This window comes from Luteimicrobium subarcticum, from assembly GCF_002798015.1.
In the GTDB taxonomy this organism is placed as follows: Bacteria; Actinomycetota; Actinomycetes; order Actinomycetales; family Cellulomonadaceae; genus Luteimicrobium; species Luteimicrobium subarcticum.
In genome coordinates this window covers 34,644-60,828 of record NZ_PGTZ01000014.1, presented here as the reverse complement: position 1 = coordinate 60,828, position 26,185 = coordinate 34,644, and the positions used below count along the sequence as shown (strand labels likewise).

The 26,185-nt window shown below is 73.9% G+C and carries 21 protein-coding genes; 8 read left to right on the top strand and 13 right to left on the bottom strand.

All coding sequences use genetic code 11. The features are described from left to right. Nucleotides 1-78: 78 nt before the first annotated feature. Both CLV34_RS15915 and CLV34_RS15910 read left to right on the top strand, forming a co-directional pair. Nucleotides 79-2,652, top strand: coding sequence for a glycoside hydrolase family 2 protein (locus tag CLV34_RS15915; RefSeq protein WP_100351297.1), 2,574 nt, complete (start codon nucleotides 79-81; stop codon nucleotides 2,650-2,652). A gap of 30 nt (nucleotides 2,653-2,682) precedes the next feature. Continuing rightward, nucleotides 2,683-3,525, top strand: a complete 843-nt coding sequence (locus tag CLV34_RS15910; protein ID WP_245859306.1) for a LacI family DNA-binding transcriptional regulator — start codon at nucleotides 2,683-2,685, stop codon at nucleotides 3,523-3,525. A 25-nt stretch (nucleotides 3,526-3,550) separates the two neighbouring features. Here the strand turns inward: CLV34_RS15910 and CLV34_RS15905 are convergent, their stop codons facing one another. From CLV34_RS15905 to CLV34_RS15895, 3 genes are read right to left on the bottom strand one after another with little or no spacing between them, the layout of a single operon-like run. Further along, entirely contained in the window at nucleotides 3,551-4,981 is a 1,431-nt protein-coding gene (locus CLV34_RS15905; RefSeq protein ID WP_245859305.1) for an aminoglycoside phosphotransferase, read from the bottom strand. Between the two features lie 26 nt (nucleotides 4,982-5,007). Beyond that, nucleotides 5,008-6,834, bottom strand: coding sequence for a maltose alpha-D-glucosyltransferase (gene treS, locus CLV34_RS15900; protein WP_100351295.1), 1,827 nt, complete (start codon nucleotides 6,832-6,834; stop codon nucleotides 5,008-5,010). Next, nucleotides 6,831-9,155, bottom strand: a complete 2,325-nt coding sequence (locus CLV34_RS15895; protein WP_100351294.1) for an alpha-1,4-glucan--maltose-1-phosphate maltosyltransferase — start codon at nucleotides 9,153-9,155, stop codon at nucleotides 6,831-6,833. Before CLV34_RS15895 ends, treS begins: the two co-directional genes overlap by 4 nt. A 266-nt stretch (nucleotides 9,156-9,421) precedes the next feature. Here CLV34_RS15895 and CLV34_RS15890 point away from each other — a divergent pair, with 266 nt between their 5' ends. Beyond that, the gene (locus CLV34_RS15890) at nucleotides 9,422-11,056 is read left to right on the top strand and encodes a hypothetical protein (RefSeq protein WP_157803888.1); all 1,635 of its coding nucleotides are present in this window, start codon (nucleotides 9,422-9,424) and stop codon (nucleotides 11,054-11,056) included. A gap of 73 nt (nucleotides 11,057-11,129) precedes the next feature. On the opposite strand, the gene CLV34_RS15885 is transcribed toward CLV34_RS15890, so the two are convergent. The 3 genes from CLV34_RS15885 to glgX form a co-directional block, all read right to left on the bottom strand. Next, nucleotides 11,130-12,815: an FAD-binding dehydrogenase gene (locus CLV34_RS15885; protein WP_100351292.1), complete on the bottom strand. Its 1,686-nt coding sequence runs from the start codon at nucleotides 12,813-12,815 to the stop codon at nucleotides 11,130-11,132. A gap of 57 nt (nucleotides 12,816-12,872) precedes the next feature. Further along, nucleotides 12,873-13,529, bottom strand: a complete 657-nt coding sequence (locus CLV34_RS15880; RefSeq protein ID WP_100351291.1) for a Type 1 glutamine amidotransferase-like domain-containing protein — start codon at nucleotides 13,527-13,529, stop codon at nucleotides 12,873-12,875. Nucleotides 13,530-13,601: 72 nt separating this feature from the next. Then, the gene (glgX, locus tag CLV34_RS15875; protein ID WP_245859303.1) at nucleotides 13,602-15,827 is read right to left on the bottom strand and encodes a glycogen debranching protein GlgX; all 2,226 of its coding nucleotides are present in this window, start codon (nucleotides 15,825-15,827) and stop codon (nucleotides 13,602-13,604) included. Nucleotides 15,828-15,985: 158 nt separating this feature from the next. Here glgX and CLV34_RS15870 point away from each other — a divergent pair, with 158 nt between their 5' ends. Both CLV34_RS15870 and CLV34_RS15865 read left to right on the top strand, forming a co-directional pair. Then, a complete protein-coding gene (locus CLV34_RS15870; RefSeq protein WP_100351347.1) occupies nucleotides 15,986-16,819 on the top strand; it encodes an electron transfer flavoprotein subunit beta/FixA family protein in 834 nt (277 codons plus the stop codon). Nucleotides 16,820-16,830: 11 nt separating this feature from the next. Then, the gene (locus tag CLV34_RS15865; protein ID WP_100351289.1) at nucleotides 16,831-17,838 is read left to right on the top strand and encodes an electron transfer flavoprotein subunit alpha/FixB family protein; all 1,008 of its coding nucleotides are present in this window, start codon (nucleotides 16,831-16,833) and stop codon (nucleotides 17,836-17,838) included. A 471-nt stretch (nucleotides 17,839-18,309) separates the two neighbouring features. Here the strand turns inward: CLV34_RS15865 and CLV34_RS15860 are convergent, their stop codons facing one another. Together CLV34_RS15860 and CLV34_RS15855 are read right to left on the bottom strand one after the other, a co-directional pair. Further along, nucleotides 18,310-18,885, bottom strand: a complete 576-nt coding sequence (locus CLV34_RS15860) for a VanZ family protein (RefSeq protein ID WP_100351288.1) — start codon at nucleotides 18,883-18,885, stop codon at nucleotides 18,310-18,312. 34 nt (nucleotides 18,886-18,919) lie between these two features. Then, on the bottom strand, nucleotides 18,920-19,105 hold the full coding sequence (locus CLV34_RS15855) for a hypothetical protein (protein ID WP_100351287.1): 186 nt from the start codon (nucleotides 19,103-19,105) through the stop codon (nucleotides 18,920-18,922). A gap of 16 nt (nucleotides 19,106-19,121) precedes the next feature. Between CLV34_RS15855 and CLV34_RS17245 the strand changes: the two genes are divergently transcribed. Then, entirely contained in the window at nucleotides 19,122-19,250 is a 129-nt protein-coding gene (locus CLV34_RS17245; RefSeq protein ID WP_281255213.1) for a hypothetical protein, read from the top strand. A gap of 388 nt (nucleotides 19,251-19,638) precedes the next feature. On the opposite strand, the gene CLV34_RS15850 is transcribed toward CLV34_RS17245, so the two are convergent. The 3 genes from CLV34_RS15850 to CLV34_RS15840 form a co-directional block, all read right to left on the bottom strand. Next, on the bottom strand, nucleotides 19,639-20,244 hold the full coding sequence (locus CLV34_RS15850; RefSeq protein WP_100351286.1) for a recombinase family protein: 606 nt from the start codon (nucleotides 20,242-20,244) through the stop codon (nucleotides 19,639-19,641). Nucleotides 20,245-20,381: 137 nt separating this feature from the next. Then, nucleotides 20,382-21,560, bottom strand: a complete 1,179-nt coding sequence (locus CLV34_RS15845; protein ID WP_425436260.1) for an IS30 family transposase — start codon at nucleotides 21,558-21,560, stop codon at nucleotides 20,382-20,384. 113 nt (nucleotides 21,561-21,673) lie between these two features. After that, the gene (locus tag CLV34_RS15840) at nucleotides 21,674-22,003 is read right to left on the bottom strand and encodes a VOC family protein (RefSeq protein ID WP_100351346.1); all 330 of its coding nucleotides are present in this window, start codon (nucleotides 22,001-22,003) and stop codon (nucleotides 21,674-21,676) included. A 124-nt stretch (nucleotides 22,004-22,127) separates the two neighbouring features. On the opposite strand from CLV34_RS15840, the gene CLV34_RS15835 reads away from it, so the two are divergent. Then, nucleotides 22,128-23,288: a winged helix DNA-binding domain-containing protein gene (locus CLV34_RS15835; RefSeq protein WP_100351284.1), complete on the top strand. Its 1,161-nt coding sequence runs from the start codon at nucleotides 22,128-22,130 to the stop codon at nucleotides 23,286-23,288. A 70-nt stretch (nucleotides 23,289-23,358) separates the two neighbouring features. Further along, nucleotides 23,359-24,690 (top strand): phosphotransferase, encoded by a 1,332-nt coding sequence (locus tag CLV34_RS15830; protein ID WP_100351283.1) that lies wholly within the window; start codon nucleotides 23,359-23,361, stop codon nucleotides 24,688-24,690. A gap of 33 nt (nucleotides 24,691-24,723) precedes the next feature. Here CLV34_RS15830 and CLV34_RS15825 read toward each other — a convergent pair whose 3' ends face one another. Then, entirely contained in the window at nucleotides 24,724-25,029 is a 306-nt protein-coding gene (locus CLV34_RS15825; RefSeq protein ID WP_100351282.1) for a MoaD/ThiS family protein, read from the bottom strand. A gap of 1 nt (nucleotide 25,030) precedes the next feature. Next, on the bottom strand, nucleotides 25,031-26,104 hold the full coding sequence (moaA, locus tag CLV34_RS15820) for a GTP 3',8-cyclase MoaA (protein ID WP_100351281.1): 1,074 nt from the start codon (nucleotides 26,102-26,104) through the stop codon (nucleotides 25,031-25,033). Between the last annotated feature and the right edge of the window lie 81 nt (nucleotides 26,105-26,185).

Sequence of the window (26,185 nt, the reverse complement as noted above, 5' to 3'; positions counted from 1 at the left end):
CGACGGCCGCCACGGCCCCCACCCACGCGTCCCTCCGGACGCACTCCTGCACGCCCCCGGAACGAGAGCTGGTCGACGATGATCAACGGTCTGGTCCGCACGGACCTCACGTCCTGGACGGTACGCGCCACCCGCGGTCCCGTCCCGACCTCGCTGGTCGGCGAGCTGGTCGACGCGGACGTCCCGGCCGTCGTCCCCGGCACCTCGCACACCGCCCTGCTCGACGCCGGCCTGATCGTCGACCCCTATGTCGGCACCGCGGAGGACGACCTCGCGTGGATGCGGCACACCGCCTGGTCGTGGAGCACGCCGCTCACCCTCGACCCCGCCGCCGAGGACGAACGCGTCGACCTGCTGCTCGAGGGCGTCGACACGTGCGCCACGGTCCGGCTCGGCGACCGCGAGCTCGGCCGCACGGCCAACATGCACCGGTCGTACCGCTACGACGTGCGCGACCTTGCGGACGGCACCGAGCGCGTGCTCGTCGTCGACATCGAGCCGGCCGTCGAGGTCGGCGAGGCCGAGGCGGCCCGCATCGGCGCGCGCCCGGCCGCGTACCCGCGCCCGATCAACATGGTCCGCAAGATGGCCTGCTCGTTCGGCTGGGACTGGGGGCCCGACCTCGAGACCGCAGGCCTGTGGAAGCCGGTGCGGGTCGAGCGCTGGCGGATCGCGCGGATCGCGCAGGTCCGACCCGTCGTCGCCGTCGCCGACGACCACGCGAGCGCCACGGTGACCGTCCACGTGGACGTCGAGCGCTCCGGGCTCGGGACCGCGGACGACACCCCGCTGACCGTCCGCGCGGCGCTGCGCGGCGCCGCAGGCCCGGACGACACCGACGGCACGGCCGACGACGTCGCCGGCCACGTCGTGGTCGCCCCGCACGCCACCACCGCGACGCTCGTCCTCGACGTCGACGACCCGCAGCTGTGGTGGCCGGTCGGCCACGGCGACCCTGTGCTGCACGACCTGACCGTCGAGGTCGCGACGGCCGAGGCCGCCCACGACACGGTGCTCGACCGCTGGTCGCGCCGCGTCGGGCTGCGCACGGTCACGCTCGACACCGGCGCCGACGAGCACGGCACCCGGTTCACGATCCTCGTCAACGGCGAGCCCGTGTTCGTCCGGGGGGCCAACTGGATCCCCGACGACCACCTGTTGACGCGCATCACGCGCGAGCGGCTCGCCGCCCGTGTCGACCAGGCGCTCGGGGCGCACATGAACCTGCTGCGCGTGTGGGGCGGCGGGATCTACGAGTCCGACGACTTCTACGACGTGTGCGACGAGCGTGGCGTCCTGGTCTGGCAGGACTTCCTGCTGGCGTGCGCGGCCTACCCGGAGGAGGAGCCGCACCGCTCCGAGATGGAGGCCGAGGCGCGCGAGAACGTCGTCCGGCTCATGCCGCACGCATCGCTGGTGCTGTGGAACGGCGGCAACGAGAACCTCTGGGGCTTCATGGACTGGGGCTGGCAGGACGAGCTCGACGGCGCGACGTGGGGCTACGGGTACTACACCGAGCTGTTCCCGTCCGTGGTGGCCGAGCTCGACCCGTCCCGGCCCTACTCGGCCGGCAGCCCGTACTCGCCGGGCGCCGCGCCCGGGGAGCGCCACCCCAACGACCCCGACCACGGCACCCACCACGAGTGGGAGGTGTGGAACCGGGTCGACTACCACCGCTACCGGGACGACGTCCCGCGGTTCTGCTCGGAGTTCGGCTTCCAGGCGCCCCCGACATGGGCCACCCTCGAGCGGGCCGTGCAGCCCGCGGACGGGACCTGGTCCACGTCCGACCCGGTGTGGCGCCTGCACCAGAAGGCCGAGGACGGCGACGGCAAGCTCGACCGAGGCATGGCTCCGCACCTCGGCGTGCCCGACGACTTCGACACCTGGGCCTGGGCGGCGCAGCTCAACCAGGCCCGCGCGGTGACGTACGCGGTCGAGCACTACCGGTCGTGGTGGCCGCGCACCGCCGGCGCGATCGTCTGGCAGCTCAACGACTGCTGGCCCGTCACGTCGTGGGCCGCGGTCGACGGCGACGGCCGCCCCAAGCCCCTGTGGCACGCGCTCGCCCGCGCCTACGCCGACCGGGCCGTGTCGGTGCACGCGCGGGACGGCGCCCTGGTCGTGGCGGTCGTCAACGACACGGCGCAGCCCTGGGAGGGGGCGCTCGCGGTGGCGCGGACGACCCTCGCGGGCCACGAGCTCGCCGCCCGCGACGTGTCCGTGTCGGTCGCGCCGCGCTCCGTCGCGATCGTCCCGGTGCCCGAGACCGTCGCCGCCGTGGCCGTCCCCGCCGACGAGGTGCTCACCGCCGTGCTCGACGACGTCCGGACCGTCCACCTGTTCGCCGAGGACGTGGACGTCGAGCTCGACCCGAGCCCGCTCGTCGCCGGCGTGCGTGCGGCCGACGACGGCGTGGACGTGCTGGTGGCGGCCACGTCGCTCGCGCGCGGCGTGACCCTGCTCGTCGACCGCGTCGCTCCCGAGGCGACCGTGGACAGCGGCGTCGTGGACCTCGCCGCCGGGTGGACCCACACCTTCCGGGTGCGGGGCGGCGGCCTCACGACCGCCGACGCGGCACGCCTGGTCGACCCCCGCGTCCTGCGGACCGCGAACGCGGTCGTCGCGACGCGCCTCCCCGAACAGGCCTGACGGGCGCCGGGCCCGCCTATCCTGGTCGCCGTGGACACTCGCCCGGTCGGTCTCGTGCTCGTGCGGGCGCACATGCCCTTCGGGCTCGAGCCCTTCCACGTCGAGCTGACGTACGGCATCGAGGACGAGCTCGCCCAGGACGGCCGGTCCGTGGTGCTGCAGTGCGTCCCCGACCACGACCAGGAGCACGCCACGTACCGCCGCTGGGCGCACGACCGGTCGGTCGCGGCCGTCGTGCTCGTCAACCTCGCCCCGGACGACCCGCGACCCGCCCTCCTCGACGCGCTCGGCCTGCCCGCGGTCGTACTCCTGCCGGCGTCCGCGAGCACGACGGCGCCGCACGTGTCCGCCGACGACTCGGCAGCGGCGCGCGTCGCCGCGGACCGGCTGCTCGCCCTCGGGCACCGGTGCGTCGGGCGCGTCGCCGGGCCGGCGGAGCTGCTCCACACGCGCGCCCGCACGGCCGAGCTGTCGGAGCGCTGCGCCGCCGCGGGCGCGACCACCGTGACCGCCCTGGCCGACTACACGGCGGAGGAGGGCGCCCGCGCGACCCGCGAGCTGCTCGCCGCGTCGCCACGGCCCACGGCGATCGTCTACGACAACGACGTCATGGCCGCGGCCGGCGTCGAGGTCGCGACCGCGCTCGGGCTGCGCATCCCGGACGACCTGTCGATCGTCGCGTGGGACGACTCCGTGCTGTGCCGGCTGACCACCCCGCCCCTGACGGTGCTCAGCGTCGACGTGCACGAGATCGGGGTGCGGGTCGGCGCGGTCGCGCGCGAGCTGCTGCACGGCGGGCCCGTCGAGGACCGGACCGCCCCGCCGCACGTCCTCGTCGAGCGCGGGTCGACCGGACCGGCACCGACCCGCTGAGCCCGGGTTCCGCGCGACGGGGTGCTCAGGTCGCGCGGAGCAGCCGGTCGACGCCCGCGAGCGGGATCTCGACCCACGCCGGACGGTTGCGGACCTCGTACACGACCTCGTAGAGCGCCTTGTCGAGCTCGAGCGCGGCCAGGAGGTGGTCGTCCAGGGCAGGAGTCTGGCGCTCGGCCGCGGCGGGTGCTCCGCCGTCGGCGTCCGTACCGACCGCGCGGTACGCGTCGAGGAACGCGGTCCGGGCGTCCTGCGCCCACCCGGGGTCGCGCGTGCCGCCGACCGCCGCCGCGTAGTCGAACGAGCGCAGCATGCCCGCTGCGTCCCGCAGGGCGAGGTCGGGTCGGGTGCGCTGCGCGACGGGACGCATCGGCTCGCCCTCGAAGTCGAGGACGCGCCACCCGTCGTCGCCGTGCAGGACCTGGCCGAGGTGCAGGTCGCCGTGGACGCGCTGCAGGACCGGCAGATCGTCGGCCGTGGTGCGGTGTGCGGCCGTGGCGAGATCGGTGGCCAGGGCGTCGTGCAGCCGGGCGATCCCGGGCACCCGGTCGTCGAGCCGCGGCGCGGCGTCGGCCACCGCGCGGGCGGCACGAGCGCGCAGGTCGGCGACGAGCCACGACGCGTCGACCGGACCGGCGTCGCCGAACGCGCTGCGCAGCCGGTCACGCAGGGTGCCCACGAGCTCGCCCAGGGCGGCCGCGTCCGCGGTGAACGGCACGCCGTCGCGCGCGGCGCGGCACGCCCGCTCGAAGCCGTCGTCGGCGCCGGGCACGAGCGCGGAGCAGATCGTCAGGACGACCTCGTCGTCGGGTCCCGCGCCGGGCGCAGCGGGCATCGACGTCCAGGCGAGCGGCGCGGGGACGCCGTCCCACCCCGTCGCGGCGAGCGCCCGCGGCACGTCGAGGTCGGGGTTGGGTCCGGGCGCGACGGTCCGCAGCACCTTGAGGATTGCGCCGCCCGCGAGCCGCGGCAGGATCACCGAGGTGTTGGACTGCTCCCCGGCGATGACGCGCGCGTCCGCGAGGTCCCCGGCGCCGCGCACCGGGTCGCCGACCCATGTCGCCGCCCCGACGACGTGAGCGAGGTACGCGGCGTGCGCCGGCCCGTCGTGCACGACGTAGCTCCGACCGTCCCGCTCGATCGTCCCGAGGGCCGTGGGGTCGGGCGGTTCGACCGGCTCGGCGCGGTCTGCCGGGACGAGCACGAGCGGCACGTGCAGCAGCGGACCCGAGACCTCGTCGTCCGCGCTGCCCGGGTCGGTCAGGCGCAGCAGGTGCGCCTCCACGACGACCCCAGCGTCCGCCCGGCCCACCGGTAGGTCGTCCGCCCGACGGTCCTCGGGCCCGCCGAGCGGCAGCACGGCGACCGGGACGGGGATTGCGCCCGAACCCTTCGCCGGGTACCAGCGCCTCGTCGGCATCCAGGTCGCGAGGAGGTCGTCCAGCGTGGCGGGCACGTCGGCGGCGCCTGTCACCGCCCCTGTCACCGGCGGCTCCCGTCGGTGCGGTCGGCCGACGGCGCGGCGTCGGGGGCCGGCGTGAGCGAGAGCCAGTAGAAGTCGCGGGCGCCGAGCGTGACGCCGACGGTGCCGTCCGCCGCGACCTGGGGGAAGGTCGCGCCTCCGAACACGTCGGCGAGGTGCGCCCCCGCGTGCCCCGAGACGTCCAGGGTCGCGGCGGTCGCGGTCGCGGACAGGTTCACCACGCAGAGCAGGGTCTCGTCCGGCGTCGTGCGCAGGTACGCGAAGACGGACTCGTGGTCCGCCGGCACCTGGACGAACGTCCCCTTGCCGAACGCGGGGTGCTGCTTGCGGACGCGCAGCATGCCGTGCACCCAGTGCAGCAGGGACGTCGGCTGCGCGAGCTGCGCCTCGACGTTCGTGTGCGAGTAGTGGTGCACGAGGGACTGCACCAGCGGCAGGTACACCTTGCCGGGGTCGGCGGTGGAGAACCCGGCGTTGCGGTCGGGCGTCCACTGCATGGGGGTGCGCACCGCGTCGCGGTCGGGCAGCCAGATGTTGTCGCCCATGCCGATCTCGTCGCCGTAGTACAGGCAGGGGCTGCCCGGCAGCGAGAGCAGGAGCGAGTGCGCGAGCTCGATCTCCTTGCGGGAGTTGTCGAGCAGGGGCGCGAGGCGGCGCCGGATCCCGATGTTGGCGCGCATGCGCGGGTCGCGGGCGTACCAGCCGTACATGGCCGCGCGTTCTTCCGTCGAGACCATCTCGAGGGTCAGCTCGTCGTGGTTGCGCAGGAACGTGGACCACTGGCCGCCCGGCACCGGGATCTCCGGGGTGTCGGCGAGGATGTCGATGAGCTGCGTCGCGCGCTGGTCCTTGATCGAGTAGAAGATGCGCGGCATGACCGGGAAGTGGAAGCACATGTGGCACTCGGGCTCGTCGGGCTCCCCGAAGTACTCCACCACCTCGTTCGGCCACTGGTTCGCCTCGGCCAGCATGATGCGGCCCGGGAACTCGGTGTCGACCATCCGGCGCAGGCGGCGCAGGTACTCGTGCGTGCGCGGCAGGTTCTCGCAGTTCGTGCCTTCCTCCGCGAAGAGGTACGGCACCGCGTCGAGACGGAACCCGTCCACGCCGACCTGCAGCCAGTACCGCGCGACGTCGAGGATCGCGTCCGCGACGTGCGGGTTCTCGAAGTTGAGGTCCGGCTGGTGCGAGAAGAACCGGTGCCAGAAGTACTGCTTGCGGACCGGGTCGAACGTCCAGTTCGACGTCTCCGTGTCGGTGAAGATGATCCGCGCGTCCTGGTACGCGGTGTTGTCGTCGCTCCAGACGTAGAAGTCGCCGTACGGCCCGTCGGGGTCGTTGCGCGACGCCTGGAACCACGGGTGGGCGTCGGACGTGTGGTTCATGACCATGTCGATGACGACGCGGATGCCGCGCTCGTGGGCCGCCTCGACGAGCTCCAGGAAGTCCGCCATGGTGCCGTACTGCGACGCGATCGCCGTGTAGTCGGACACGTCGTACCCGCCGTCGCGCAGGGGCGACGGGAAGAACGGGGGCAGCCACAGGCAGTCGATGCCGAGCCACTCGAGGTAGTCGAGCCGCTCGATGAGTCCGCGCAGGTCGCCTGTGCCATCGCCGTCCGAGTCGGAGAACGCGCGGGCGAGCACCTCGTAGAACACCGCGGACTTGTACCACTCGGGGTCGTCGGACAGGCCCCGGCGCTCCAGGCCGGGCGTCGTCGGCTGCGGGCGCGGCGGCAGCGCCCACGTGGGGATCGGGGCGGTCGGCGGACTGCTGGGCCCGTGGGCCGCGCTCGTGCCGTGCGGTCCCGTCGACTGCGCGCTCATGCGTTCCTCACATGCACCACGTGGGCCACGCGGACGTCGGGCTCGAGCCGCACGTACACGTGACGGCCCCAGCGGTAGGTCGAGCCCGAGAGCTCGTCGTGGGCTTCGATCACCGGGTCCCAGGGATCGTCCACGATCTGCTCGGGGTGCAGGCCGAGGGCCGCCGCGTCGAGCTCGACCGTCGACTCCTGCACGGAGTGCGGGTCGAGGTTGATGATCACGAGGACCGTGTCGCCCACGGCGTCCGCCTTCGTGCCTGTGGACGCCCCCGTCTCCGACGTCGGCGGGACGCGGCGCGAGAAGGCGAGCACCTGGTCGTTCGTCGTCGGGTGCACGGTGAGGTTGCGCAGCTGGCGCAGCGCCGGGTGGTCGCGGCGGATCTCGTTGAGCCGCCCGAGCAGCAGCGAGATGCCGAGGTCGTCGCCGCGCGACCAGTCGCGCGGCCGGTACTCGTACTTCTCGTTGTCGATCTGCTCCTCGACGCCGGGACGCGGCACGTTCTCGACGAGCTCGTAGCCGGAGTACACGCCCCAGGTGGGGGAGCCGGTCGCGGCGAGCACCGCCCGGACCGCGAAGCCCGCGGCCCCGCCGTGCTGCAGGTACGGGGGGAGGATGTCGTGCGTCGTCGGCCAGAACGACGGACGCATGACCGAGCCGAGCGGCCCCGAGACCTCCTCGAGGTACTCGGCGATCTCGTCGCGCGTGTTCCGCCACGTGAAGTACGTGTACGACTGGTGGAACCCGACCGCCGCGAGCGTCCGCATCATCGCCGGCTTGGTGAACGCCTCTGACAGGAACAGCACCTCGGGGTGCGTGCGCCGCACCTCGCCGAGCAGACGCTCCCAGAAGGGCAGCGGCTTGGTGTGCGGGTTGTCGACCCGGAACGCCGTGACGCCCGCGTCGATCCACACGTTCACCACCCGCAGGACCTCGGCGTAGATGCCCTCGGGGTCGTTGTCGAAGTTCAGCGGGTAGATGTCCTGGTACTTCTTCGGCGGGTTCTCCGCGTACGCGATCGACCCGTCGGCCCGCTGCGTGAACCACTCCGGGTGCTCGTGCACCCACGGGTGGTCGGGCGAGCACTGGAGCGCGAGGTCGAGCGCGACCTCGAGGTCCAGCTCGCGCGCGCGGGCGACCAGCGCCCGGAAGTCGTCCATCGTGCCCAGGTCGGGGTGGACGGCGTCGTGCCCGCCCTCGGGGGCGCCGATCGCGTACGGCGACCCCGGGTCGCCCTCGACGGGCGTCAGCGAGTTGTTGCGGCCCTTGCGGAACGTCGTGCCGATCGGGTGGATCGGCGTGAGGTACACGACGTCGAACCCCATCGCCGCGACCGCCGGCAGGCGCTCCGCGGCCGTCGCGAACGTGCCCGACGCCCACGTGCCGTCGGCGGCCCGGCGCGCGCCCTCCGAGCGGGGGAACAGCTCGTACCAGGAGCCCGCGAGCGCGAGCTGACGGTCCACCACGAGCGGGTACGTCGGCGACGGCGACACGAGGTCGCGCAGCGGGTTGCGGGTCAGCGCCGCGGCGACCTCGTCCGACGTCGCCGCGGCGAGCCGCACCTGCGGCGGCAGGGCCCTGTTGCCGAGCGCTGCGGCCGCGGCGCGCAGCACCTCTTCGTCCGCGGGCGCGTGGCCCGGCACCTCGACCGCCCGGTCCAGGACGCGGCTGCCCTCGTCGAGCATCAGCTGGACGTCGATCCCGGCGCCGATCTTGATCTCGGCGTCGTGGCGCCACGTCGCGTACGGGTCCGACCAGCCCTCGACGCGCAGGCCCCACGTGCCCGGCTCGTCGGGCGACACGTAGCCGCGGAAGTGGTCGAGCCCCGGCTCGATGTCGGTCATCGTGGACCGGAACCGGTCCGTGCCGTCGGGCGCGACGAGCACCGCGGTCGCGGACACCGCGTCGTGGCCCTCGCGGAAGACGGTCGCGTCGACGGGGACGAGCTCGCCGACCGCGGCCTTCGCGGGCCAGCGCCCCTCCGCGATCGTCGGCGCGACGTCCACGACGGGGATGCGACCGATCCCCGGGGCGCCCGTCCAGGTGGTGGTGGCGGGGAACCCGGGACCGGTCGTGTGCGACGACGACGTCGCCCGCTCGGCGTCCTCGACGGGGGCGGTCGCGCGGACGGCCGGGCTGGTCGGTGCCGGGGTGGTCGGTGCGGGGGCGCTCGCGGGTGCGCTGGCAGCCGGGGTGGGGGGAGCGGCGGACGTGCTCTGCACCGCGGGCCCGGGCTCGGTGGCCGCGGCCACCCGGCGCGGCGCCCGTCGGACCGCGGGCACGGACGGGGCGTCGGGCTCCGGGACGGGCGCGGCCTGCTCCATGGGGGCCTCGGCGGGAGCCTGGCGCGGCCGGGGCGGGTTCGGCCGGCGCGGCGGAGCGGTGCGGCCGCGGGCGGTCGCGCTGTCAGCAGGGCGTCGTTCGCTGGTCACGTACCGAACCTATCCCGGGCGCCGGGTCGGCGGGCGCCTGAACGGCCGTCGGGCGGCCCTCCGCGGGTCGGTGCTCGCGTGGACCGGGTGGGGCGTGGCACTCTGTGCCCCGGGCGACGCCGGTCGGCGGCCGCCCGGCGTACACCAGGGGGTCGCGCGTGTCGCAGTGGGAGGACGACCTCCAGGAGGTCGTCGAGGAGCGGGGCGACGGGCTCGCCCGGTTCGCGGCCGTCGTCGCGGGCTCCGCCGAGGGCGGGCGCGAGGCCCTCGTCGTGGCCCTCGCGCAGGTGTTCCGGCACGGGTCGCCGCTCACGGTCGCGGCGCGGGGCGGCGAGCAGGTCGCGGTGCTGACCGACGACGTCGACGAGCTCGTCATCGCCCCGGTGCTCCGAGCCGTGGTGGCGGCGCAGGACCTCCCCGTCCCGGTCGGCGCGGACGGCGGCGGCACCGCCTGGCACGACCTGTCTCCCGGCGTGCGCGCGGCGCTCGCTCTGCGGGCCGACGGGTGGGGCTCCGACGACGTGGCGCGCTCGTTGGGCGTGTCGGCCGACGACGTGCAGGAGTCCTGGCGGGCGGGTGACACGGGTCTGGAGGCCGCGGGCACCACGACCCGGAGCGTGCTCGACGCCGTCGCCCCGGCCGGAACGACGGGCATCACGACCGGGCTGGCACGCGCGGCCGCCGAGAGGGTGCGTCTGGGGCGCCGACGCACCCGGCGGCGGGCCACGCTCGTCGTCGCGTCCGTGGTGGGTCTCGTGACGGTCGTGGCAGCCGCGTCGTTCGTGGTGCCGGGCCGTGGCGCTGCGCACCCCGGCGCGGGTGTCCGGGCCACGGAGGCCAGCCGCCGCCCCGCACCCACGCGGTGCGGCGACCGTCCGGCCGCAGACCCCGCCCTGGGGAGCGACGAGGGCCTCACGGTGCGCAGCTCCGTGTCGACGATCCGCTCGACAGGGACGTGGCGCGGCACCTACGCGCTCGAGGACGGGCTGACGTCCGAGCAGCACCGCCTGCTGGGAGGCGCCGCCATGTCCGTGACCGTCGTCGTGACGCGGGACGGAGTCATCGTCGCGCACGGGGTGCAGACGGGGGACGAGAGCGCCGCGCGCGACCTTGACGGCGCGGCGGGCGACGTGCCGCACGAGAGGACGTTCGACCCGTGCGAGGACGACGGCTGGAGTGCCGACGACGAGCTCTACGACGTGGTCGCCGTCGGTTCGTCGCCGGACGGCAACCACTGGGTCGTGTCGGATCCGGTGCCCCTGAGGGTGCTGTCGGACCAGCCGTTCGGCTACCAGCCGCCATGGCTGACGGGTTCCGAGCTCGCGTGCGGCGAGAGCGTGGACGACTTCGAGGCACGGATCGCGGACCGCATGCAGGTCTCCCTGCAGCCGGCACGGGTGGACGTGGGCTCGAGTGGTACGCGGTACACCTACCAGCTCCTGCTGATCGAGCCAGCCCAGCCGGTGCGGGTCGCCGCCCCGACCCGGATGGCTGTCGCCTGGGTGCGGGACGGCGTGATCGTCGGCGTCGGTCCGGAGGAGCGCGGGCTGGGGTACCGCACCATGCGGTCCGGCGACGTCCTGCATCTGACGGCGCGGTGGGACACGACCGACCACTGCGACCCGGAGGGGGCGACGCATCTGCCGGCGGGCACCTATCAGGTGCTCGCGTACGCGCGCTTCGCGACGCCCGACGCACCCGACGGGCCGGACGGCAACGGGGCATGGAGCATCGTCGGGTCCGGCGCGGCGCGGGTGGTGGTCGCCGCGGACGGCTCGGCGCGCACGGGGTGAGATCGGTGCGCGAGATGGGGAGTGCCAGGTCGGACGAGGACGCGGGACCTGTCGACGACTGACCGGTCCGAGGTCAGCGGGAGAGCGCCCGCCCGACCGTCCGCCCGGTGAACAGGCAGCCGCCGAGGAACGTCCCCTCGAGGGCGCGGTGCCCGTGGACGCCACCGCCGCCGAACCCGGCGGCCTCGCCGACGGCCCACAGCCCGTCGAGCACGGACCCGTCGGCCTGCAGGACGCGGCCCTCGGCGTCGGTGTGCAGGCCGCCGAGCGTCTTGCGGGTCAGCACGGACAGGCGGACGGCGAGCATCGGCCCGTCCTTGGGCTCGGTGAGCGGGCGCGGGGGCGCGACGCGGATCAGCCGGTCGACCTTGAACCGGCGGGCCATGGCGGTCGCGACGACCTGGTGGTCCTTGCCGAGGCCGCTGCGCACCTGTGCGTCGCGCAGGGCGACGGTGTGCGCGAGGCGGGCGGGGTCGATGCGGTCGTCGCCCGTCAGGGCGTTCATCCCGGCGGCGAGCTCGGCCGGGGTCTTCGCGAACACGAACTCGGGGGACTTCTCGGCGAACGCCGCGACCGGGCCGACGGCGCCAGGCAGCACCCGCTTGGACAGGAGCTTGACGTCCTTGCCCGTGAGGTCGGGGTTCTGCTCGGAACCCGAGAGGGCGAACTCGGTCTCCATGATCCGGCGGTTGAGGACGAACCAGGAGTGGTCGTCGCCGCGGCGTGTGACGTGCTGCAGCGCGCCGAGGGCGTCGAACCCGGGGTAGAGCGGCTGGGGGAAGCGGTTCCCGTCGGCGTCGAGCCACAGCGACGTCGGGCCGGGCAGGATGCGGATGCCGTGGTCCGTCCACACGGGGGAGTGATTGGGGATGCCCTCGGGGTAGTGCCACATGCGGTCCTCGTGGACGAGGTCCGCCCCCGCGCCGCGGGCGACGTCGAGCAGGAGGCCGTCGGTCGAGTCGGGGACGCCTGACAGCATGCGCGCCGGCAGGGTGCCCGCCTCGGGCGACCAGCGCGAGCGCACGGTGTCGTGGTTCGCGCCGATCCCGCCGGACGCGACGACCACGGCGGACGCCCGGATCTCGACGTCGCCGACGACGTCCCGTGACGACGGCGCCCCGCGCTCCGCCGCGTCGGGTGCGAGGACCTCGGCGCGCACGCCGGTCACCGCGCCGTCGGTCACGACGAGGTCGGTCACCCGGTGTCGGAACCGCAGGTCCAGCAGGCCGGCGGCCTGCGCGGCACGGGCCGCCGCGACGAACGGTGCGACGACGCCCGGCCCGGTGCCCCACGTGATGTGGAAGCGGGGCACGGAGTTCCCATGCCCGTCGGCGAGGTACCCGCCGCGCTCGGTCCACTGCACGAGGGGGAACCAGCGCACCCCCTTGTCGTGCAGCCACGACCGCATGTCGCCCGCGGCGAAGTCGACGAACGCGCGCGCCCAGGCGTAACCGTGCCGGTCCGGGCCCTCGCCGCGCTCGGCGCCGGGCTGGAACTGCGCGGAGCCGAGCCAGTCCTGGAACGCCAGGTCGGCGCTGTCGCGCACGCCCAGCCGCTTCTGCTCGGGCGTCCCCACGAGGAACAGCCCGCCGAACGACCACCAGGCCTGACCGCCGAGGCTCGCCTCCGGCTCCTGGTCCAGCAGGACGACATGGCGTCCCGCAGCGGTGAGCTCGGTCGCCGCGACGAGGCCGGAGAGGCCCGCGCCGATGACGACGACGTCGGTGTCGAGGGGCGTGGGCGCGGCGTTGTCGCTCATGGTCGCGGATGCTACCTGCCGAACGTGCGGGGTCGCGGGTGTGTCGACAGGCGCCGGTCAGAACGCGAGCCAGCGTCCTTCGGACACCACGTCGACCCGTCCGTCGACGACGCGGATCGCCGTCTGCTCGTCGATCGCGTAGGCCTGCCCGCCGATGTCGGCTGCCCAGCGCTCGGCGTGCTCGACCGTGTTGGTCGGGAAGGCGTCCAGGTGCGGGAAGATCGAGAAGTCGACGACGCCCAGCCCGCGGTCGTCCGGCGCGGCAGCCCACTCGACGAAGTGCTCGCCGACTCGTGGCGTCATGACCATGCTGCCGGCGCTGACGCCCACCCAGACCGCGTCGGGCAACGAGCCGAGCAGGTCGGCCAGCCCGGACTCCCGCATCCAGTGGGCCAGGAACGTCGCGTCGCCGCCGTCGACGAGCAGCACGTCGGCCTCGCGGACCCACGGGACCCATCGGTCGGCGCCGATGCTGGGCAACGCCGTGAGCTCGAGGACACCGAGCGACCCCCAGCCCAGGCCGGTGAAGGACCCGAAGTCGGGGGTGGCGGCGACGAGGTCCCGCACCGATTCCGGCCCACACATCGGGTGCCCCCACTGCGCGGTCGGCACCACCAGCGCGCGGCAGTCGGCGATCGGTTTGCCGAGCAGGTCGTCGAGCGCCGCACGGATGCTCGGGTTGGTGACACCGCCGGACGTGAGCAGCAGCTTCATGACGACCTCGGGTGGTGAGCGCGGACGGGAACAGAGGGTGGACCGCCGTCGCCCCGGCGACTCATCGCCTGCTCATCCGCGCGGCGCCGCCAGGTACACGACGAACGACAGCGCATCCAGCACGACGAAGTCGCCGGGCTCGCGCTCGACGCGCTGCGACGCCGGCATGGCGTCACCCAGCGACGTCCAGACGCGGCGGAACGAGCGGTCGGTGTTGCCCTCGCCGGCGAGCCGGAGCTCGACCGGGTGCAGCGTGCCGTTGAACGCGACGAGCACGTGCTCCGAGCCCTCGACGGGCGTGCGCCGCAGCATCTGGAGGGTGCGCAGCGACGGGTCCTGCCAGTCGTCGCGGGTGAGCGGCTCGCCCGCGGCGTCGAACCACGACAGGTCGGGCTGGGTCGGCTCGTCCCCCGGCAGCGGCCGGCCGCGGTAGAACGCGTCGACCCGCAACGCCGGGTTGTCGCGACGCAGCGCCAGCAGGGTGCGCGTGTGCTCGAGCAGGTCGCGCTGCCAGGGCGCGAGGTCCCACGACACCCACGACACGGGGTTGTCCTGGCAGTACGCGTTGTTGTTGCCGCCCTGGGAGCGCCCGAACTCGTCGCCCGCCGTGATCATGGGCGTGCCCGCCGCGAGGACGGTGGTCGCGAGCAGGTTGCGCATCGACCGGCGGCGCAGCTGCTCGCGCCGGACCGTGTCGGCGAGCCCGACCAGCCCGTCGCCCTCCAGCCCGTGGTTCCACGACCGGTTGTCGCTCGTGCCGTCGCGGCCGTGCTCGCCGTTGGCCTCGTTGTGCTTGTCGTCGTACGTCACCAGGTCGCGCAGCGTGAAGCCGTCGTGCGCGGTGACGAAGTTGATCGACGCCACCGGCCCGCGCAGCAGCGGCGGGTCGCTGTGCCCGAACAGGTCGGCGCTCCCCGCGAGCCGCGTGGCCATGTCGCCCACGCCCTCGTGCGGCAGGTGTCCCGCCTGCAGCCCGGCGACGTCGGACAGCCAGAACTGCCGCACCGCGCCGCGGAACCGGTCGTTCCACTCCGCGAACGGCGCGGGGAACCCGCCCGTCTGCCAGCCGCCCGGGCCGAGGTCCCACGGCTCGGCGATCATCTTCAGGTTGGCGAGCGACGGGTCCGCCTGGAGGGTGACGAGGAACGGGTGGTGCGGGTCGAAGCCGTCCCAGGAGCGCCCGAGGGTCACGGCGAGGTCGAACCGGAACCCGTCGACGCCCACGACGTCCGCCCAGTACCGGAGCGAGTCGAGCGCGAGCTGCACGACGCGGGGCCGCCGGAAGTCCAGCGTGTTGCCGCACCCGGTGGTGTCGAACAGGCGCGCGGGGGAGCCGCCGTCGTGCAGGTAGTAGCCGACGTTGTCGAGCCCGCGCCACGACAGCGTCGGACCGTCCGCCCCGGCCTCGCACGTGTGGTTGTAGACGACGTCGAGGACGACCTCGATGCCGGCCTCGTGCAGCGCGTGCACCGCCTCGCGGACCTCGGCGAGCACCGCGCCCGGACCGGCGTCGCGCGCCGCCGCCGTCGCGAGCCGCGCGTCCGGCACGAAGTACCCGAGGGTGTTGTAGCCCCAGTAGTTCGTGAGGCCCTTCGCGACGAGGTGCGGCTCGTCGACCGCGGCGTGCACGGGCAGCAGCTCGACCGTCGTGACGCCGAGACGCACGAGGTGCTCGACGACGGCGGGGTGCGCGAGCCCGCGGTACGTCCCGCGCAGCTCGTCCGGGACGCCCGGGTGCAGCATCGTCAGGCCGCGCACGTGCGCCTCGTAGAGCACCGTGTCGGACCATGCCACCGCGGGCCGGTTCGCGGCCGGGTCAGGGGTGCGCTCGCGGACCGCCGCGACGTCCACGACGACCGAGTGCGGCACGTGCGGCGCCGAGTCCCGCGGGTCGGCCGCGCCCGCGGCGTCGCCCGAGACGCTGCCGGGGACGCCCTGCGCCACGTACCCGTACGCCTGGGGAGCGTGGTCGAAGGTGCCCGCGAGCCCGCGCGCGTACGGGTCGACGAGCAGCTTGGCCGGGTTGTGCAGCAGCCCTCGGGCGGGGTTCCACGACCCGTGCACCCGGAACCCGTACCGCTGCCCCGGCCGGACGCCCGGCACACGGGCCCACCAGACGCCGAAGCTCGGCCCGCGAAGCTCGACCCGCCGCTCCGTCAGGCCGCCCGTGCCGTCGTCGTCGAGGAGGCAGAGGTCGACCGCGTCGGCACGCGGCGCCGCGACGGCGACGGTGATCCCGTCCGGCGTGACGTGGACTCCGAGCGGCGGTGTGGCGACGTGCTGCTGACCAGGGTGCACGCGTCCCAGTGTGCCAGCGACGGGACCGAGGTCACGCGCGTCCGTCCAGCGGGCACACGTCCGCGCCGCGGACCGCGCCGGTAGGCTCGTGGCGTCCCGACCGCCGCCGACCCCGGCGCGGTCCCGGTCGAACGCGAGGAGAGCCCGGCATGAGCGCCCTGCGCATCGTCGTCGCCGTGAAGTACGTGCCCGACATCCAGTCCGACCGCGGCTTCGTGGACGGGCGCGTCGTCCGCACGAGCGACGACGGAACCCTCAACGAGCTCGACGAGAACGCCGTCGAGGCGGCCCTGCGCCTCGTCGAGGCCCTCGGCGAGGAGGACCGCGCCGCGAGCGAGGTCGTCGTGCTCACCGTCGGTCCCGCGGACGCCGAGCAGGCCCTCCGCAAGGCCTACCAGCTCGGCGCCGACCGGGCGGTCCGCGTCACCGACGACGCGCTCGCTGGCGCCGACTACTTCGCGACCGCCGGCGCCGTGGCCGTGGCCGTCGCGACGCTCGCCGCGGAGCGGCCCGTCGACCTCGTGCTCACCGGCATGGCGGCGCTCGACGGCCTGGGGTCGGTCGTGCCGACGATCACGTCGGCCGCGCTCGGCTGGCCCGCCGTCGGCCTGGTCACCGCGTTCGAGCTCGCGCAGGACGCCTCCGGGGCGCCCGTGCTGCGCGCGACCCGCGAGCTCGACGGCGCGACCGAGCAGGTCGAGGTCCCGCGCCCCGCCGTCGTGTCCGTCACGGACCACGCGAACGACCCGCGGTTCCCGAACTTCAAGCTCATCATGGCGGCGCGCACCAAGAACGTGGACGTCTGGTCGCTCGCGGAGGTCGCGGACGCCGCCGGGTCCCTCGGCCTCGACGTCGCCACGCTGACGACGCCGCGCACCCGCACGCTCTCCGCCGAGCCGCGGCCCGAGCGGCCCGAGCCGGAGATCGTCGTCGACAAGGGCGAGGGCGGCATCGCGCTCGCCGAGTACCTCATCCGCAACGAGCTGGTCTGAGAGGCGTCCCGATGGCACCGCAGCACAACCGCACCGTCCTCGTCCTGCTCGACACGCCCCTGACCGAGCTGTCCAGCTCCGCGCTCGAGCTCCTCACCGTCGCCCGCGAGCTGGGACGGGTCGAGGCCGTGAGCATCGGGTCGCCCAGCGTCGCCACGCTCGCGCAGCTCGGCTCGTACGGCGTCGAGCTCGTCCGGCAGGCGAAGGGCGGCGGGTCGCTCGGAGCCGAGGCCGCCGCGACGTCCACCCCGCTCGTCGCCGAGGTCCTCGCCCGGGCCGTCGAGGTGTCGGACGCGGACGTCGTCCTGCTCACCGCGACCTTCCCCAACAAGGAGTCCGCGGCCCGCCTCGCCTGGCTCACGGGTGCCGGGCTGATCGTCGACGCGGCGTCCGTCACGACGTCCGACGACGGGCACGTCGTCGGCGGCAAGCGCGTGTTCGCCGGGTCGTGGGACACGGTCTGCGAGGTCGTGACCGACAAGGCCGTGGTCACCGTGCGCGCCAACGCGGTCGTCGCCGCGCCCGCCGACGCACCCGTGGAGGTCGACGTCGAGGGGTTCGACGTGAGCCCGTCGGCACTGGCGCTCGCGTCGGTGCCCACGTCGCGCGAGGTGCACGTGGTGGCCGGAGCGTCGGGCCGACCGGCGCTCGCGGAGGCCGCGGTCGTCGTCGCCGGGGGTCGGGGCACGTTCGGCGACTTCACCCCGGTCGAGGACCTCGCCGACGCCCTCGGTGCGGCCGTCGGTGCGACGCGCGACTGCGTCGACGAGGGCTGGATCGGCCACGACGCGCAGATCGGCCAGACCGGCGTGACCGTCGCGCCGCGCCTCTACGTCGGGGCCGGGATCTCGGGCGCGCCGCACCACCGCGGCGGCATGCAGGCGTCGCAGGTCATCGTGGCCGTGAACGCCGATCCCGAGTGCCCGATCTTCGAGATCAGCGACTTCGCGGTGGTCGGCGACCTCGCGGAGGTGCTGCCGCAGGCGGCGGCCCGCATCCGCGAGCACCAGGGCCGGTAGTCCCCGCCTCCCCCCTCCCCGCCGAACGGGCGGTGATCCGCCCGAAACGACGGTGGCATCAACCCACCAACGCATCGCTGGAGACCAGGTCGGTTCACTACCGTCGTTGCCGACATGTCTTGCGTTCCGGTGAATGGTCCGACGCTGAAGTCGCCAACGGGGGACACCTGGTTGGAGAGCTACTAACGTCAATGGCGTGTGATCGAGCCTCCGCGGCGGGTCCGGACGGAATTTGCGCCCGATCTATTGGCCGCTTGAGAGGGTTGCTCGGCCCTTAGGTGTGCGCGTCTCGCGGGCTGTTCAAGGGAGGAAGTCCGGCCGGACCATTGTTCGCCACCGACGGAACCCACGGCGCTGGTGTGCCGAAGGTCTGGGCCGTCGCGGCACACGGCGAGGTGGCGCCCCTGCGGATGCCCGCGGGGGCGTCACCTTCCTCCTTCGACTTGGTGTCAGGTGCTCGAATCTCGGTTGTTATGCCGACGCGGTAGCACCCTCGCCCCGCACCTCGTCGTGGCCAGCTCTCCGTCCGCGCCCGGAGCGAAACAACGCTCGCAAGCCCAGCCCAATCCCAGCCCCGAGGGCTGCGGCGAGCACGTCGTCCACGCTCGTTGCACGCCCGATGCCAAGGATCAGTTGCAGCACTTCAAGCGTTGTGGCGCCGACGACCGCGACCCAAAGCAGCGGCCATGCCCCTAGCTTTGGGAACCGGTAGCCCACGAGCATTGGCAGAGGGATCCACATGGCGATGTTCAGGAGAACCTCGACCAGCGGTGCAGTGATGTCGGGCTTGTGGACAAAATCCATCAAGCTGCTGCCCGGCATCAGTTCAACCGAGCGCTCCGCGCCCGACGATGGCCCCATGGTGACTACCAGCAGCCCAAGGATGTACGCCGAAAGCAGGAAGTCGCCAACCGTCCGCTCCGCAGCTCGCGGCTGACCTCGTCGCACCCGAACCCGATATACCACATAGCCGGTCGCGGCCCACACGGCGAGCCCGACGAGCATGAAAGGTATGTAGCCGTTGTAGATGCGCCAAATCTGCGTCACTGGGTGACCTCCTACCTATCGACCGGAGTTGGGATCAGCTCGGGTGCTGGTCGTAGCCGCTCCCGACGATATAGACGTCGTTGTCCGACTTCGTCATCACGAAGTGGTAGTCGTCGCTCGCCGGAGCAGTCCACGTGCCGCTCTGAGGCTTGCTGGTGTCGCAGGTCAGGGTGAGCGTCCCTGCCTTGTCGTCGCCGAGCACCTTCTCGCGGTAGAACACGACCGAGTACTGCTGCTTGTTCCCTGCCGTGCAGGTGAAGGAGAACGTGTTCGTTCCCTTGCCAGAGTGGAAGCCGTCCGAGGTGAGCCTGTACTTGAACTTCGCGGTGAAGTCGTACTTCGGGTCGGCGGCGAAGGCCGGCTAGGCGATACCGAACAGCATCAGGGCCACACCTGCGATCGCAGTTGCCCGCTTGGTATTGCGCATCTACTGACACTCCTTTGTGAGAGTCGAGCTCAGGCCAGGGAACGCCCCGGGCCCCGAACCGGAATGCACCCTTTGGCCCCCGGCGAGGAAGTTCTATCATGGTCGTGCCCTCAGTAGGGCAAATCTGGTCGCGGACTTCCGTAACCCCGTGAACTTCACCCGTCACCGTGACACCTCATGAGCCACCACACCTAGACCAGTGGCGACAAGTGTGGGGGCGGCGCCAGAAGCCAGAGCGCACTCACTCCTGACGAAAGCCCCGCGCGCGCCGCAGCGTGAGGGGCAGCGACGCAGCAGGGTGGATGCGCCGCCCGCCAGGGACGGATCTATGTCGTGGACGGCTGCTGGCTGGTCGGCGTCGTTGCGGGTCCGCCGGTGCGTTGGATGGTGCGGTACACGGTGGACCGTGCGACCTGGAACAGCTCCGCAAGCTCAGCGCTGGTGTGGCTGCCTTGTTGGTGGAGGGCGACGAGGTGCCGGGCTTGCGCGGGGCTGAGCTTGGGCTTCTTGCCCCGGAGTCGGCCTTTCGCTTTGGCGACGGCCATGCCCTCGCGGGTGCGCATGCGGATCAGGTCGGCTTCGAACTCGGCGACCATGCCGAGGACGTTGAACAGCAGGCGACCCACGGGGTCGCTCGGGTCATACACGCTGCCGCCCAGTGAGAGAGCGACTCCCTTGCGGGTGAGCTCGTCGGCGATGTCTCGTGAATCGGGCAGCGAGCGGGCAAGGCGGTCGAGCTTGGTGACGACCAGCGTGTCGCCGGCCCGGACCGCGGCGAGTGCTTCACGCAGGCCGGGGCGTGCGCGATTCGTCCCGGTGAGGCCGTGATCGACATAGATGCTGTCGTCGGCCACGCCAAGGGCCCGCAGAGCGTCGCGTTGCGCAGTCACGTCTTGGACGAGGGTCGAGACGCGGGCGTAGCCGATGAGCATGAGCGTGACTGTAGCGTTTGCCACCCCTTAAACGGGCAGTTTTAAGGGCGGGTCTTACGGGAATCCGAGAATGGCGCGATCTCGCGGGACGAGCCATGGCGGGCGGCACCCGCCCGGTGTCCCAGTGAGGGATCGCCTTACGCGACACCCGCCGGTGACGCGTTCACGTCCGCCCCGCGTGCGGCGAGCAGCAACGGCCAGAACAGGTCGTGCGAGGTCGACCAGTCCAGGACCTGGCGGGGTCGGGTGTTGATCCGGTGGGCGATGTCGTCCAGGTCGCGTGCGGAGTAGGGGCGCAGGTCGGTGCGCTTGGGTAGGTACTGGCGCAGCAACCGGTTCGTGTTCTCGTTGCTCGGACGCTGCCACGGGCTCCGGGGGTCGCAGAAGTAGACGTCCATGCCGAGCTCTGCGGCCAGTTCTTGGTGCTCTGCCATCTCGCGGCCGCGGTCCCAGGTCAGCGAACGCCTCAAGGCCGGTGGAAGGTCTGACAGGTTCCGGATGAGTGCGCGGCGCACCGCGTCAGCCTTGATGCCGTCTGGTAGCGGCACGACCCGCACGAATCTCGTGCTGCGATCTACCAGCGTGGCGACGGCCGAGGGACGCGATCCCATCACGAGGTCGCCTTCCCAGTGCCCGACCTCGGCCCGCTCGGCGACGACGGCTGGCCGGTGATGGATCGAGACCATGTTCCGCAGCCGCCCGCGTCCGTGCGACTGCTGCTTCCCGCGCGGGCGACGCACCGAGCGCCCAGACCGCAACCGTCTGGCCTGCGCGGGCCCGAGCTCGCGCCGCCCGGAGACGTAGATGCTGCGGTAGATCGTCTCGTGCGACACCCGGCGCGACGCATCGTGGGGATGCTGGTGCCGCAACCACATCGCGATCTGCTGGGGCGACCAGTCCGCGTCCAGCTTCCCGCGAACCAGCGCGAGCAGTGCGGGGCTCGAGGCCAGGCGCGACGGACGCGGCCTTCTCGCACGGTCCCAAGCCGCCGCGTCAGCGGTAGCCGCGCGGTAGGCCTCGCGGCCGCCGTTGCGGGAGATCTCGCGAGACACCGTCGACGAAGGCCGCCCGATCCGCTCCGCGATCGCCCGCGCCGACAGACCCGCCGCGATCCCACGCGAGATCTCCTCGCGCTCCGCAGAGCTCAGATGCCGAGGACTACGGCGACGTGCCGCAGGACGCACGCCGCCCGTCGCACTCAGGAAGCGGCGCACCGCATCCAGGTTCGACCCGATCGTCCGCGCGATCAGCCTCGCAGAGTCACCCGCCCGCCACCGCTCCCACAACACGTGCTCTTGCTCGACCGTGAAACCCACGCCCACCTCCACAGACGCCATCCTCGCCGGACCCGGTGCGTTGGTGGGTTGAGACCGCCACCGTTTCCGGTGGATCACCGCCCGTTCGGCGGGAAGAGGCGCCCGCTCGCGCGCTACTTGCCGCGGAGGCCGATCGCGTTGCCGTCGGCGTCGTCGAGCACGCACACGCGCGCCTCCGGGCCGATGGGCTGGGGCGGCGTGCGCTCGGTGGCGCCCGCGTCGAGCAGCGCCTGCCGCGCGGCCTCGAGGTCGTCGACGTCCGCGTACGCGACCGGACCGCCTGACGTGTCGCCCGGGGCGAGGCTGACCTCGAAGCCGCCGGCGTCGAAGCCGACGTAGTAGGGCGTGTCCGTGTGGGGCTCGCCGTAGAGCGCGGTGTAGACGGCCTTCGCGGCGGCGATGTCGGACACCGGGACGACCTGGGCGCGGATCGTGGGACTCATGCTCGTCTCCTTGGGGTGGGGGCGGCCGGCGGCCACCCTGTCGAAGGTGTGACGCGCCGCGCGCACAGGACGTGACGGCCCGCCGTGACGGCGGCGTGTCGGTGATCCCACCTAGCCTGGACGGGTGACCCCGATCCAGCACGTCGGCAGGCCCGGCACGGTGTCCGAGCGGGTCCTGCGGCGGACGCTCTGGCAGCGCCAGCACCTGCACGAACGCGTCCCCGCGGGCCACCCGTCCGCGGACGCCGAGTCGATGTCGCGCCACCTCGTCGGGCTCCAGGCACAGGACCCTCTGCCGCCCTACCTCGGGCTCGCCGCCCGGCTCGACGGCTTCGACCCGCGGACGGCGTCGGCGGCGCTCGCGGACCGGCGGCTCGTGCGGGTGCTGCTCCAGCGCGGCACGATCCGGCTCGTCACCCCGCAGGACGCCGTGCTGCTGCGCCCGCTGGTCCGGCCGCTGCTCGACCGCGCCGGTCGGACGGCCGGGAACGCCCACGCGGCCGCGCACCTGCCCGTCGCGTCCGTCCGCGGGGCGGGCCGGGAGGTCCTGGAGGACGGGCCTCTGCGGGTGGGCGCGCTCGGTCGGGCGCTCGAGGAGCGCTTCCCGGACGTGCCCGGCAGCGCCCTGGTCAACGTCCTGCGGTACGTCGAGCCGCTCGTCCAGGTGCCGCCGCGCGCCCTGTGGGCGCGCTCCGGTGGCGTCGTCTACCAGACGCTCGACCGGTGGACGGGGCTCGCCCTCGCCGGCTCCCACGCACCCGGCGCCGACGCATCCCACTCCGATCCCGACGCGACGCGGGCCGCGGGCGCCGGCGTGGTGCGCCGCTACCTCGCGGCGTACGGCCCGGCGTCAGCCGCCGACTTCACCGCGTGGTCGGGCATCACGGGCGCGCGGGCGCTCGTCGAAGCGCTCGGGGACGAGGTCGTCACGTACCGGACCGAGGACGGCAAGACCGTCCACGATCTCGCCGGCCTGCCGCTCGCAGACCCCGACCTCCCTGCGCCGGCGCGCCTGCTCGGCACCTACGACGACGTCTTCATCGCGCACGCGGGCCGGGACCGCGCCACGACGCCCGAGGCTCGGGCGCGGTGGGCCGGGAGCAACGGCGGGACCGCGGCGACGGTGTTCCTCGACGGGACGCTCGCCGGGCTGTGGCGCGCGACGCCGCAGGGCAAGGTCGACCTCGACCTGTTCGGCACCCCGACCCGCGCCGAGGTCGACGAGCTCGCCGACGAGGTGGACCGGGTGGAGGCGCTGCTGGCGGTCCCCGCGGACGACGCGTAGGGCGCCCGGCCCGGAGCACTCGTGGTGCCCGCGCGGCGCCCGCCCCCACCCGAGCAGGTAGCGTCCGAGCGTGCCCCACGACGTCCAGCTCCTGCTCGTGCCCGCACCGTCCGGCGAGGCGGTGCTCGTGCGCCGGCCCGGAACCGACGGCCGCGCCGGTCTGCCCGTCGTCACGACGGACGGCGGGGCCGAGGTCCCCGACGTGCTCCGCCCGGTCGCCGAGCTCCTCGGCGACGTCCGCTACCTGCGCAGCGCGGGTCGCGCGGAGGGGGACGACGGCGACCGGTACGTCCTGCGTGTGCTCGACGCGCTGCCGGGCGATCCGCCGGCGGGACATGTCTGGCTCCCGGCTCGGGACGTCGACCCGGCGGCTCTCGCGGTGCCCGAGGGCCTGCGTGGCGCGGTCGGACGGTGGCTCGCCGAGCTCGGCGGGGCGCCCGTCCCGGCGGAGCGCGCGCCCTGGGCGCGACCGGGGGGCATCGTGCCGTTCCTCGCGTGGGTCGACGCGCAGGTGCGGGCGTCGGGAGCGGTCCCGACGGGCGCGCCGGAGGTCGTCCAGCAGTGGAGCATCTCGCTCGTGCTGCGGGTGCCGACGGACCGGGGCGCGCTGTTCGCCAAGGCGGTGACGCCCTACTTCGGCGCCGAGCCGGCGCTCACCACCCTCCTCGCGGCGCGCACACCCGACCACCTGCCGTCCCCCCTCGCGGCGGACCCGCAGCGCGGGTGGCTGCTGCTCGCGGACGCGGGCATCGGGCCGGTCGACGCGAAGGTCCGTGCGGCGAACACGGCAGGTCTGCGCGCGCTCGCGGCCGTCCAGCGGGCGTGGGCGGGCCGGACGGACGAGGTCGTCGCGGCGGGTGCCGCGGTGCGCGGCCCGAGCACGCTGGCGCACGACGTCGCGGACGTGCTCGACGTGGTGGGGGCCGCGGGCCGGCTCGTCCCGTCGCGAGCCCTCGGGGCCGGTGCGCTCGACAGGCTCCGGGTCGTCGCCCCGACAGTCGAGGACGCCGCCGCGGCGATCACCGCGACCGGGATCCCGGAGACCGTCGTGCACGGCGACCTGCACCCCGCGAACGCGGGGCTGCGCCCGGACGGTACGGCGTGCCTGCTCGACTGGTCCGACGCCGCTGTCGGGCACCCGTTCGTCGACGCCGACCTGTGGCTCTCGCACGTCGAGCCGGACGAGCTCGCGGCGGCGCGGAGCACCTTTGCGGAGGCGTGGGACCTGGCCGACGCGGTCGACGTCGACGCCCTGTTCGGTCACGCGCTGGTGCTCGGTGCCGCGTACCAGCTGGTGACGTCCGCGTGGCTGCTGCGCGCCGTGGAGCAGGACGAGCGCGTGCTGTTCGCGGGGGGCGTGCTGTTCTGGTCGAAGCGCCTGCTGGAGGTCACGGGGGGCTGACGGCCGGTACGGGTCGGACGGCCGCCGGACGGGTCACCCGCCCGCGAAGGGCGGGAGCAGGTCGATCACCGCACCGGCGGGCACGGGGGCGTCGGCGTCCGAGCGGGTGCCGTCGACGAGCACCGAGCAGCGGGCGACGACGTCGGCGGCGTCCGGCACCCGGGCGAGCAGGGCGGCCACCACGTCGTGCACGGTCGCGGGCACGTGTCCCGCGCGTGCGTCGCGCGCGGGCACGTCGAGGTCGAGCGCGGGTGCGCCGAGGGCGGCGCGAGCGGCGGCGAACGCCCGCACGTGGACGCGGGTGGTCGCGGCGCTCGGCACGATGGGCACGGTCGTCATCTCAGCCGCCGATCGCGCTCATGGTGCGCTCCGGCTGGTGGAACCCGGCGTCGTCCATGCCGTGCCCGCGCTTCTTGCCCCACATCGCGGCGCGCCAGAGGTCGGCGATCTCGGCGTCGCTCGCACCGGCGCGCAGCGGGCCGAGCAGGTCGGTCTCGGTGTGCGCGAAGAGGCAGGCGCGGACCGCGCCCTCGGCGGTCAGCCGCGTGCGGCGGCAGTCGCCGCAGAACGGCTCGGTGACGGACGCGATGATGCCGACGGTGCCCAGCGGGGTGCCGTCGGGGGCGGTGACGCGGTACCGCTCGGCGGGCGCGCCGTCGCGGGGCTCCTCGTCGGGCGTCAGGCCGAACCGCGCGGACAGCAGGTCGCGGGTCTCGGCCGCGGTGATCATCGTGCCGCGCGACCACGCGTGGTCGGCGTCGAGCGGCATCTGTTCGATGAAGCGCAGCTCGAGGCCGCGTGCGAGGCACCAGGCGAGCAGGTCGGCGGCCTCGTGGTCGTTGACGTCCCGGACGAGCACGGTGTTCACCTTGACCTGGTCGAACGCGCGTGCGGCGGCGTCGATGCCGGCAAGGGTGCGGTCGAGGAAGGGCCGTCGGGCGAGCCGTTCGAACGTGCCGGGGTCGAGCGAGTCGAGCGAGATGTTGAGCCGGTCGAGGCCCGCGTCGTGCAGCGCCTGCGCGCGGTGGTCGAGCCCGACGGCGTTGGTGGTCAGGGAGATCTCGGGGCGGTCGGGGAGCTCGGCACAGCCGCGGACGATCTCGACGAGGTCGCCGCGCAGCAGGGGCTCGCCACCGGTGAACCGGACCTGACGGACGCCGAGGTCGCGGGTCGCGACGCGGACCAGCCGGACGATCTCGTCGCGGGTCATGACCTGGTCGCGGGGGAGGGCCGGTAGCCCTTCGGCGGGCATGCAGTACGTGCAGCGCAGGTTGCAGCGATCGGTCAGCGACACGCGCAGGTCCGTCGCGACGCGGCCGAACCGGTCGACGAGCCCGGGGTCGGTGACCGAGGCGGGGCGTGCGGGAGTGCGCCCCGCGACCTGCGGGATCCCGAGCGAGACGACGGCGGCCATGGACCGATTGTGCCCCGGATCACGGATGCTCCGGCCGCGGGTCGGGGCAAAGCGGGCGTCGATCGGCGGAACGTCGCCTCT